9 protein-coding genes are annotated in these 10701 nt (G+C 43.8%); all 9 read right to left on the bottom strand.

Annotation, left to right across the window (positions count from 1 at the left end):
* Window positions 1-14: 14 nt before the first annotated feature.
* Entirely contained in the window at window positions 15-1058 is a 1044-nt protein-coding gene (locus tag CAG58_RS16435) for a rod shape-determining protein (RefSeq protein ID WP_004396098.1), read from the bottom strand.
* A 159-nt stretch (window positions 1059-1217) separates the two neighbouring features.
* On the bottom strand, window positions 1218-5228 hold the full coding sequence (locus CAG58_RS16440) for a DUF6701 domain-containing protein (protein WP_337247273.1): 4011 nt from the start codon (window positions 5226-5228) through the stop codon (window positions 1218-1220).
* 565 nt (window positions 5229-5793) lie between these two features.
* Entirely contained in the window at window positions 5794-6252 is a 459-nt protein-coding gene (locus CAG58_RS16445) for an MSHA biogenesis protein MshP (protein WP_202598350.1), read from the bottom strand.
* Window positions 6227-7009, bottom strand: coding sequence for a PilW family protein (locus CAG58_RS16450; protein WP_161424997.1), 783 nt, complete (start codon window positions 7007-7009; stop codon window positions 6227-6229). The genes CAG58_RS16445 and CAG58_RS16450 overlap by 26 nt, the downstream gene beginning before the upstream one ends.
* Window positions 7009-7587 (bottom strand): prepilin-type N-terminal cleavage/methylation domain-containing protein, encoded by a 579-nt coding sequence (locus CAG58_RS16455; protein ID WP_161424998.1) that lies wholly within the window; start codon window positions 7585-7587, stop codon window positions 7009-7011. Before CAG58_RS16455 ends, CAG58_RS16450 begins: the two co-directional genes overlap by 1 nt.
* Window positions 7577-8059: a pilus assembly FimT family protein gene (locus tag CAG58_RS16460; protein ID WP_161424999.1), complete on the bottom strand. Its 483-nt coding sequence runs from the start codon at window positions 8057-8059 to the stop codon at window positions 7577-7579. The genes CAG58_RS16455 and CAG58_RS16460 overlap by 11 nt, the downstream gene beginning before the upstream one ends.
* A 112-nt stretch (window positions 8060-8171) precedes the next feature.
* Window positions 8172-8648 (bottom strand): type II secretion system protein, encoded by a 477-nt coding sequence (locus CAG58_RS16465; protein WP_161429805.1) that lies wholly within the window; start codon window positions 8646-8648, stop codon window positions 8172-8174.
* Between the two features lie 47 nt (window positions 8649-8695).
* A complete protein-coding gene (locus CAG58_RS16470; protein ID WP_170904760.1) occupies window positions 8696-9298 on the bottom strand; it encodes a prepilin-type N-terminal cleavage/methylation domain-containing protein in 603 nt (200 codons plus the stop codon).
* 168 nt (window positions 9299-9466) lie between these two features.
* Window positions 9467-10687: a type II secretion system F family protein gene (locus CAG58_RS16475; RefSeq protein WP_161429806.1), complete on the bottom strand. Its 1221-nt coding sequence runs from the start codon at window positions 10685-10687 to the stop codon at window positions 9467-9469.
* Window positions 10688-10701: the final 14 nt, after the last annotated feature.

The raw sequence follows: 10701 nt of genomic DNA on the forward strand, positions 1-10701 counted from the left end.
GGCATTATTCGCCATTACTCGTCACTGAACAGATCGCCGCCGTGCATATCAATCATTTCTAATGCTTTACCGCCACCACGAGCAACACAGGTCAACGGATCATCAGCGATCACCACAGGAATACCCGTCTCTTCGGTCAATAAACGATCGAGCTCTTTCAGTAGTGCGCCACCACCGGTCAGTACCATGCCATTCTCAGAGATATCTGAAGCCAGCTCTGGCGGACACTGCTCTAAAGCGACCATTACTGCAGAAACAATTCCACTTAGCGGCTCTTGTAGGGCTTCGAGAATTTCATTGGAATTAAGGGTAAAACTCCGCGGAACCCCTTCCGCTAAGTTTCGACCACGCACTTCAATTTCAAGCACTTGATCGCCAGGATAGGCAGAACCAATTTCATGTTTGATTCTTTCTGCGGTTGCTTCACCAATCAAACTGCCGTAATTACGACGCACATAATTAATGATCGCTTCATCAAAACGGTCACCACCGATACGCACGGAAGAAGAATAAACAACGCCGTTTAGCGAGATAACCGCCACTTCGGTAGTACCACCACCGATATCGATCACCATTGAACCGGTTGGCTCAGAAACACGAAGACCAGCACCGATCGCCGCCGCCATTGGCTCATCAATCAAATAGACTTCACGAGCACCAGCGCCAAGCGCTGATTCACGAATCGCGCGGCGCTCAACTTGAGTCGACCCACAAGGCACACAAACCAAAACGCGAGGGCTTGGTTTTAATACGCTGTTGTCATGCACTTGACGAATAAAATGCTGTAGCATTTTCTCGGTTACATAAAAATCAGCAATTACGCCATCTTTCATTGGACGAATGGCAGAGATATTACCCGGCGTACGGCCAAGCATTTGTTTAGCCGCATGGCCGACAGCAGCCACAGTTTTACCACCGCGCCCTTTATCTTGGCGGATGGCAACAACAGAAGGTTCATTAAGGACAATCCCTTGACCTTTTACATAAATAAGCGTGTTGGCAGTACCTAAATCTATTGATAGGTCATTGGAAAACATGCCACGAAGTTTCTTAAACATAATCTTCGTTCGTCCTGCAAGGTGAATAAAATGAAAATTGCACTAAATGTACCAACGCCTTGCAATCACAGCAAGGCGTTGATCCATAAACATGAAGGAAAACCCATAATTTCTGACCATTCCCTAACTTAAGCATCGATCTGAGCGACAATAAGTCGCTTAATTGGTCTCACGCCACCAAATAACTCGGTCATTACCTCGATATAAGCCAAATTGAACAACGCCAGTAACATTGTCATTCCATTCGGTATTTGATTGATCATAACTGCGCAACCAAGGCAAACCATGTTGTTCTAAATCAAGCAGCGCTTTGATAAGACCGCGATTGCTGGCACCAGGAGCACTATAGCTCAACGGCATAACCCCTTGGATCAGCTTTAATGGTTGTGGTTCTAATGGCAAAGTAACATTGACCAAAGGTAATGCCCCTGTTTGATTAACACTAAAATCGTCCGATTCAAACTCAAAGGCGCTCAAGGCAGGTAATAAAGTACAATTATCATAATTATTGGTCACAAATCCGGTTGAGGTATAATATTCACCGATTATTTTTTGCTGTAAGTCTTGAATTTCTGGTCCATAGACATTTTCAATGGTTAAACGTCCCCAATACAGTGGCATGGTTTGGTCGATATTTTCAAAGGTATACTCCAAGCAGGACTCTGAGTAAGACGTTCGATAACAGACATCATCACTGTCTCTTAGATCATTGACTGACAAGTGTAAGTTAAAGTCTGCATTGAATGGAACCATCGGATCTATCGGTTTTTGATAGCTAAGCTGCTCATCATTAAGGGTCACCCCACTGGTTGATGCTGATTGACGCGTCACTGGTTCTGTCAATTCGTTCGTAAAATCGATCGTCAGGTCATCAACAAGATCATGATAACCTCTCTCCGCCCATTGATTGTTATAACGCCACCAATCGCCAATTAAATAGTTAAGCGTATCAGAACCATCACCTGATTTAGGCTGTAAATAGAGCCCTGGATTGTTGCCATAAGCAAAGGGTTGGCCTAGGTAGGTAAAAGGTTGACCGCCTGTCGAACACGCAGCAGCCAATGTAACCGTCATCGGTGAGACGTCAAAATATGCCGGGATAAAGCGGCCTATCGGGCCTGTTGACGTCACAGAGATCGGCAAACCGGCGTCAATTAAGTCGAGGCCAAGGTAAGAAGTGGGTGGCACTAATGAAAAATCAAACACTCCGACTTCATGTACACTCTGTTGGACCGTAGTAGAACTACCTAATTCATGATGATAATTGAGTGTACCGATCGAACCCGCAGAACCATTGGAAGGTTCAACGAGCGTATGATTGAGAATAATATTCTGTTGCTGATAATTGGTTAGCCCCAAATTATTGGTAAAATCATTATCTTCATTCGGTTCAGCCGCTACCGCTTTGATATTAAGATTAAATCCTTCCCCTGCTCTAGCAAAAACCGAACAACTTAAGTCAGCAACAGAGCACTTTCCATCAGGGTGAGCTAGGTCATAAGAGTGATTAGCACTAAGCAGTAATGCACGCGGCACACGAATAAAATTCGCTTGTCCAGTTAATTGCAAATCTTGCTCATCACCGCTGCCAGTAAAACGGGCGTGCAAAGCTAAGCTCCCCGCTTCGCGATAGGTAAGTTCAAATTCCGCTTGACCATTTTGTTCAAAATACAGGCTACGATGACTCGGGGCTGCGATATTATTGCTAATGGTTGAACCATCCACGACAACATTCATTGCTGAAAACCCTTGCCCTCCCGAAGGGATAAGATATTCACTCCATAATGAAACACCTTTATCTACACCAGCAAAACTTGGGATACATTGTTCAGGATTATCTCCTTTACTTAATGCAGTGATAGTTCCAGTGACTAATTGATTGGCATAGGCATGAGGCACCTGTATCTCAAATCCACTATCCACAAAATCAACATAGCATGCCGTTGATGAATAAACACCACCACCACGACGACAGAGCGTTGGATTAAATGCGATTGCCGTTGGATTGGAACCAGAGATACCAACATTGACCCGATTTGTTGAACTGACGCTATTTTTTCTTAGCTGAGAAACGCCAACACCATTAGTTAACGCAAGACTTGGGCCATTAAGCCAACCACCTGAAGCGCTAGGCGCTGAGCTTGGAGTTAAAAAAGCGGTCACAGAATCGGTAAATTTTTCACTGCAGTTACTATTAGCACAAGCGGTAACCGTTACTTCCGATGCCTTACAGGTTAACCCTTGAGCAGGTAAATCCATCCGAAAATGATCAATCTGTTGACCAACAGGGCGAGAGTTTAGAGCACAAACTTCAAAGTTATCAATCTCATGATTATTCGTGACTGAGCCAGTTGATCCGGTAATCGACATAAAAAGTTCATTGGGTACATTTTCTTGTCCTGACAAAGACATCACATTAACAGGACCAATTAAGTCTACCCAGCTACTGGTCCCGACCTTGCGGCTAACAGTCACAAATGACGTTGAGGCTTGAGTTGAATCGATTACGATACGATAACGGTGTTGAGGATTACCATTCGTATTATCAACTTTGGGACTTAAACAATCGCTATTGATATTGGTTGAACCGTTATTACAAGTTCCAGCTAAATAGTTATAGCCTGAGTACCCCGCCCCAGAACCTCTTAATACAACCGCTTGACGCCTTCTGCTATTAACACTATTACCGCCCCCTTCTACAGAATAATTACCATACTCATCTAAGCCAATGCCTAACCACCCTCCAGCAAACCCCGGCTGCTGTTCGGCAACTTTGTAGCCGTATCCTAAAGGCCCACCAAAAGCGCCGACTTGGGGTGTTACTGTGGCATCAGAAAAGACGATCGCCACACCATCGGCTCCTGTCCCACCATAAGCAAAATAGTCAAACTCCACTTCAACACGATTATTTGCCGCTGGAAAAATTCGTTGAAAGGTTGAAGCCGTCGCTTGGTTTTGTACCGCTTGGGTTAATCGTAAACGGTTATTACCGTTCACGATGACTTTTGAGGGCGTAAACGCCCCACTACTGCGAAAAACCCGCCACTGCTCACTTAGAGGCTGATTTTCAAAATCATCAGAAAAACATTGCAGCCCTACATTCCCTTCACACAAATGACGAGACTGATATTCAGCCCATATTTGCTCATCGAGCAGTCCTTGACCATATATAGTTACTTCGTCAATGTAACCATCAAAAGCGCGACCTGAAGTATTTTGATCTTGAGCTATTTGTAATGGACGATTATTGGTTCGCAAACGTTCATTGTGATTAGACGAGCTATTTAATTGACCATTAATAAAAATCGCTTGCCGTTGATTACTCCGATTTCGATCATAGCGAATAGTAATATGTGTCCATTGATTTAATGGTATTGAAGATGATGACAATAATGTTCTGCTTCCTAAAACTGGTAAAAAATCCAATAAGCTTTGATACTCCCAATACCAATATACTCGGCCAGAACTATCTAAATGAAATTCATAATTCCCATCTTTTGAAACAATGCTCATTAAACCAGAACCACTTGGGTAACCTGTTGGATATATCCATGAAGATACAGTGACAGCATCTTCAAAATCTAAAGAGGATGAATAAGGAACTTCTACATACTGGTTATTAGACTTATTAAATATACCATAAGCACAGCTTCCATAGTTGTTAGCATCATTTGGTAGCGCTGGTAATAATCTCCCTGTTGTAGCTCCATTAAAAGCTCTACCATGTAAAAAATCATCAAATGAATTTTTTACTTCATTAGCATTACCAGTCCAAGTAGACTCATCAAAATGGTATTTAGCAGCAGGTCTAGGGTGACAAGCATTAGCTGGGTTTGAAATAGGTAAGCACTGTCCGACAATATAGCTATTTGAAATATTCACTTGACTGTAAGATGGTGTGATAAAATCACCATAACCTATTGTGCCAATTAGGTTTATTTCATTAGTACTGGTATTAATATTGACAGGTGAATTAGGAGTACCTAGTTGGCTATTATTTGATGTAAATACACTTGAACCAGCAACTTGCCCATACACCATATTAACCGAGTTGAATACTACAGGGTTAGCTGAAGTTAATTGAATGTTACCACTATAAGTTCCTCCAGTGATAGTTAGACCGGAATGTGACTGGATATTTCCGTGGGCATTAGTATTGATGAGAGTCACACTATTACTCAAGGTGGATATTGAACCAGCAATCGAAGAGTCTGATATCGTTATATTTCCTGAGTTTGCAGTTATATCACCTGTTATATTTACATAAGATAGGTTTATAGCATTATTACTTGATATGACATTACCGAAAACCGCAGCCTGAGATAAATTAACAACACCTCCAGTTATTACGTCACCATAAATACTTACATTAATACCATTAACATTAGTGCTATTACCCTGAAAATTTCCATAAATAACACTCTGACCAGAAGAAACATTAAGTTCTCCATGATTAGACTCAAGGTTAATTTTAGTAGAGCTCATTCCTATAACATTATTAGTCAAAGAAAAACCAGCCCGAGCAACAATAGTTGATGGTTGATCAGCAATAATTATATCACCATCATTTAATGTTACTCGACCATTTCCCCCTGTACAGGTATAAGTACTTCCTGATTGCTGCCATGAGGTGCTGCATGGTGGATACTGCCCATTCGATAAATTATATTGCTGAGCGACAACCTTAAAAGACGATAACAGAACAGCCAACATTAGCAGAAGTAGACCTAACGATTTATTCACCCCTCACCCCCACTTGAATTGTCCGTTGCCATGACCAGCCGCCACTGCTGCATTGTCCGTCGCTGGTAATTTGCAGTACCGTTTGCTGATTATCTAACACACCGATATATTCACAGCTGATTTGCGCCGAACATTGCGCTAAGCCTTCACCCTGAAACTCAATGTTACGTGCAACAGGGGAATAATCCGGTGTTGGAAGCTGAGCTTGTGATTCAGCTGCGCGACAGCTACTTTGTGCATTCTCTTGATAATAGCGGCTAATGGCGATTTCTGCTGCCGAACGGGCGGCCATTTCGGCGCGAGTACCCATCACCATAGACACCAACTGCTGACTATTACGCTGTTGATTACGATTAGCGACCGCAGCGACAAAGCCGACCACGACGATGATAAAAATAACGATCACCAAGCCGCTGCCTTGCTGGCTACGGCGTGTTGTAGATAAGCGCATCATGATCAAACCTCACCTCTTCACCGCGATCAGCAAAGGTTAACTCAATTTTAATTAGGCCATTACGTTGTAAACTAGGAGCATCAACGACAAAGTTAGCCCTACTAATATTCTCAGCCATCAATACTACCCCAGAGCCCAATTGAGCTGGCGCTAATTGACTGCGAGTTAATGGATAGCCTTGATAGCGATAGATTCGTTGTTCACTACTGATGTAACAATAGGCCACGGGATCACGATACAGATACACCCGCCGAGCTGGCGATTGCAGAGGAAATAAGGTTTGACGGGTAAGTGGCACTTCAATTTCCGCTCTGTTTTCAGTAGTGATTGATACGTTATTCGCTAACTGAGCAACTTGTCTTGTCGGGGCAGGATCGCTTAACGACTGGCGTAGCGGCTGTGCTTGGGTTGGAAACACCACGAGTCGATCCCCTTGCAGCAGGTTCTGTTTTTTGAGAGGTAAAAATTTCAGCTGGTCAGTGTTATTGGCCAATTGGCTATAAATGCCGCTATTAATGATCGGCAAAAACTCAATGCAGTTATTCTCGACAATCACACTATTGGGCACCGCCTCACGAATTTCTCGGCTCAAGCGCTCGGTAATAAATCGCCCTTGCTGAATTAACGCTTCACGAGACGAGCTGGTTGCCGCGATCCCCATCGCTTGACCGGCGACATTGCCCAAAAACAGGCCAACAATGCCGAGTAAAATAATCGCAATCACCATTTCCATTAAGGTAAAACCACGCGCCATCAGTAGTTCCCCTTAATGGCGGCAAACGGATAGCGATTGCCTTGTGAATCAATAATCACCACTTCAATGCGTTTATAATGGCTGCGCTGATTAGCATTAACGCCAGTAAACTGACCGCTATTATCCTGCTCATAGAAAACATCAATCACGACTTTAAAATTACGATAACTGCTATCAAGAGTTTCACCGAGCACGTCTTGAATCGGTCTAGGTTGATCCCCCGTGATAAAATCATCGACGTCGTTAAACAATGTTCGATCGTTTTCACCTGCATCAGGCCCAAGTGAATCATGGGCAGGGGCAGTACAGAGTTGTCGATTGTCTGTTTCAACAATCACACACTCTGGTAAACCGCCATTAGGGCCAGATTTTTGATCAAACTGACGCCCCAAAATTTCATCTAATACTGCTCTGCCCAACTCAGCGGCTTTGACCGCAATCACCTGCTCGGCGCTCTGCTGCGAACGCGGATAAAGCGCCGCTGCCAAGCCAGTAATGGCAATCGCGGTGATGGTGATGACAATGATCATTTCTACTAGGGTAAAACCACGCGTTCGATTAATTGACTTAACAGGCATAAATATAGCCCTCAGTATTAATACACACTTGGCGCTGATCATGAGTACTGGAAATCGTTACGGTACAGGGTGAAGCGGTGCATTGAGCGGCGCGGCCTAGAGAGTCAAAATCAAGATAACCGTTAGGTGTAGAAAGGCTTAACGTTACACCACTTGGCGCCTCAACCCGAGAAATGTCGTTATCAACAGCAGCAAAGATGCTGCTGCAACTTCCAGCTACAGCCTGTGGTGATATTTGACCAGCTTGATTAGCGGTGACTAACCAGCGATTACAATAACCCGTGCGCTGCATGGCGCGGTTTTGGGTTAAACGCAGTGAGGCGAGAATTTCTTGTTGAGTGGTGAGCGCAGCGACCGAACTGGTACCCGAATAGCGACTGGCCGCATAGGCAGACAGAATACCGAGCAAGAGAATAACCACGATCAGCTCGACTAAGGTAAAGCCCAATGTTCGACGAAGGGATTTGCGCATCGTTGTCTCACCGAAGTGGGGATATTATGAATAAAATTAATTTATTAATCAGTTATAAATTGATAGCCATTAAGCAGCTTATTCACTGCTTAATGGCTAAAGTAATCAATTATTATTTACAAGTTACAACTGTAATGGTTGGCTCAGAAAAAGATACTGCTGGAGTCACGTCATATCTTACAAAACATTTAGTAACATCATTAACGCCAGTTTTAAATGTATAAGCAATCGAGTTTGTAGTATTTGAACCCGATACAATATTCCAATCACCATCATTACCAAGTCCAGTCACTACTCGACCAATACCTGTTTCGCTGGCAGCAGGATAACCCCATACTAAACTTACGGCTCCAGAGACTCCATCAATAGTTACGGCTCCAGAAGCACTAGCTTCATTACCAGATATAGCAGCACGACCATAAACTATCCCTGCCGCCCCTTGCATTGCACCTTTTAGGCCTTGTAGCGAAGCGTCACGCGCATCACCTTGTAAGTTTAAAAATCGTGGAGCTGCCGTTACGGCGAGGATGCCCAAAATTACGATCACCACCACCAATTCAATTAGGGTAAAACCGCCTTGTTTTTTCATTATGACTCTCTCTCTATTCTTGATTTAATTAACAATTCATGATCGGATTAATTTAAGGTAACCGTCACTCGTCCGGTAGTAATTTCATACACAAACTGGTGTGCGGTTTTTCCCTCTTGCTGGACATAAACGCACTGCCACTCTGCACTATTCGCTCGCGCGAGATAACGCAAATTATTACTTTCCCCCGCCTGAGACGCGCTGGCCACTGGCGGTGGGTTTTGTAATAAATTTTCCATCAAATCGACACAGATTTGATCGGTTAAGCCGGAAGGAAAGCTGCCGTTATTATTGACCGCGATTGGGTAACCATCTCGAAACCCCGTTGCATTACCGCTGCTGTCTTGGGCACGCGTGAGCCAAAACTGCACGCCATCGTAATCAATACTGTTTTGATTTTGCTCACCGGAGGCGACACTCGGTCGCGATTTCGCCTCCCATTGCGCTCTGGCAGATAACACCCCAGTCGCAAAGCCACCGGCAACGCCTTCAATACTGGCTTTTTTTGCTTCATCAGTCACATCAAGAAATTTCGGTAATGCCGCGACGGCTAATAGTCCAATGATCACAATGACAATCACTAACTCAACCAGAGAAAACCCCTGCTCTGACGGTTGCGTTATATGCTGCCGATGATACAAATTAGGCATCGTCGTAAAAGTGGTAATTTGCATCGATGACCTCTGTAATACTTTACCTATGATGATGATTATAGAATGAAATACAGTAATAAACTGTGCTGAGCAGATAAATTTTTACATCGTCTTAAAAATAAGACTAATGATAACGCACGTTAATTTCATCAGCGCAGGATAATATTAACCTTTCAGAGCATCGAGCATGCCCCACATTGGTAAGAAAATGCCAAGGGCAAGCACCAACACCATGCCTGCGACTAAGGTTAATAAAATTGGTTCAATTCGTGCGGTGAGGGTTTTTAATTCATAATCGACTTCACGATCATAAAAATCAGCCACTTCAAGTAATAACTCATCAATCCGGCCCGTTTCTTCCCCCACCGCAATCATCTGCAGCACTAACGGAGTAAAAATATTGGCATTGGCCGCGGTCACTGAGACACTGGTCCCCGCTTCGATCTCACTTTTCATTTTTAGAATCCGATTCTCTAAAAACTTATTTTCTAACGCTTCAGCCGATAAAGAGAGCGACTGGTTGAGCGGCACCCCTGCTTTAAGCATTAAGGAAAAAGTGCGAGAAAAACGGGCTAATTGCGCGCGATTAACAATTCCACCAACAATCGGCATTCGTAAACGAAATTTATCCCACGTTTCAGCGCCACGACGAGTATTGATCCACGTCCGGAATGCAAACAATAAGGCAACTATCGCTCCTATCATCACCATCCAGTAATTAACAAAAAAATTCGACATGCCAATTAAAATTCGCGTCGGTAACGGCAGATCAACCCCGAAACGACTGAACATGGTAGTAAATTGTGGGATCACTTTTAGGTTAAGGATAAACATCGCCAAGGTGATAAAACTGATCACAAAGGTTGGATAACGCATAGCAGTTTTAATTCGTTTACGGGTTTCCACTTCCTGCTCATAGTAATTCGCCAACTGCAGCAAAGCCTGATCCAGACGACCGGTATTTTCACCAACATTGATCATTGAGACAAACAGCGGGCTGAAAACTCGACTGTGCATTTGCATTGCCGCCGATAAACTGCGACCATTCGTCAGTTCTCGGCCAACTTCTTCTAATGCTCGTTGTAACTGCTTATTGGCACAATTTTGAGTTAAGCCACGCATCGAGCGCAAAATCGGCACTCCCGCTTTCGTTAGGCTATAAAGCTGACGACAGAAAATCACCAGAACCTCAAGCGGCAGCGAAGGCATAAACCACGCTTGCCAATCAATCGACGGAGTTTGACTGGATGATTTGGCAGTAATCGCTGTCGGAATAATGCCTTTATTGAGTAAGCTTTCGGCAGCCAAATTTTCTGTTGCCGCTTCAACGGTGCCCGAAGCTTTACTGCCGTCAGCATGTCGTCCGGTATAGTGGTATCTCGGCATAATCTACTCTGCCT

It is taken from the genome of Vibrio sp. V31_P5A7T61 (assembly GCF_009904895.1).
GTDB lineage: Bacteria > Pseudomonadota > Gammaproteobacteria > Enterobacterales > Vibrionaceae > Vibrio > Vibrio metschnikovii.

Coding starts and splice junctions, on each gene's coding strand:
- CAG58_RS16435 (WP_004396098.1), bottom strand. CDS start 1,058: ATGTTTAAGAAACTTCGTGGCATGTTTTCCAATGACCTATCAATAGAT.
- CAG58_RS16445 (WP_202598350.1), bottom strand. CDS start 6,252: ATGCGCTTATCTACAACACGCCGTAGCCAGCAAGGCAGCGGCTTGGTG.
- CAG58_RS16450 (WP_161424997.1), bottom strand. CDS start 7,009: ATGGCGCGTGGTTTTACCTTAATGGAAATGGTGATTGCGATTATTTTA.
- CAG58_RS16455 (WP_161424998.1), bottom strand. CDS start 7,587: ATGCCTGTTAAGTCAATTAATCGAACGCGTGGTTTTACCCTAGTAGAA.
- CAG58_RS16460 (WP_161424999.1), bottom strand. CDS start 8,059: ATGCGCAAATCCCTTCGTCGAACATTGGGCTTTACCTTAGTCGAGCTG.
- CAG58_RS16465 (WP_161429805.1), bottom strand. CDS start 8,648: ATGAAAAAACAAGGCGGTTTTACCCTAATTGAATTGGTGGTGGTGATC.
- CAG58_RS16470 (WP_170904760.1), bottom strand. CDS start 9,298: ATGCCTAATTTGTATCATCGGCAGCATATAACGCAACCGTCAGAGCAG.
- CAG58_RS16475 (WP_161429806.1), bottom strand. CDS start 10,687: ATGCCGAGATACCACTATACCGGACGACATGCTGACGGCAGTAAAGCT.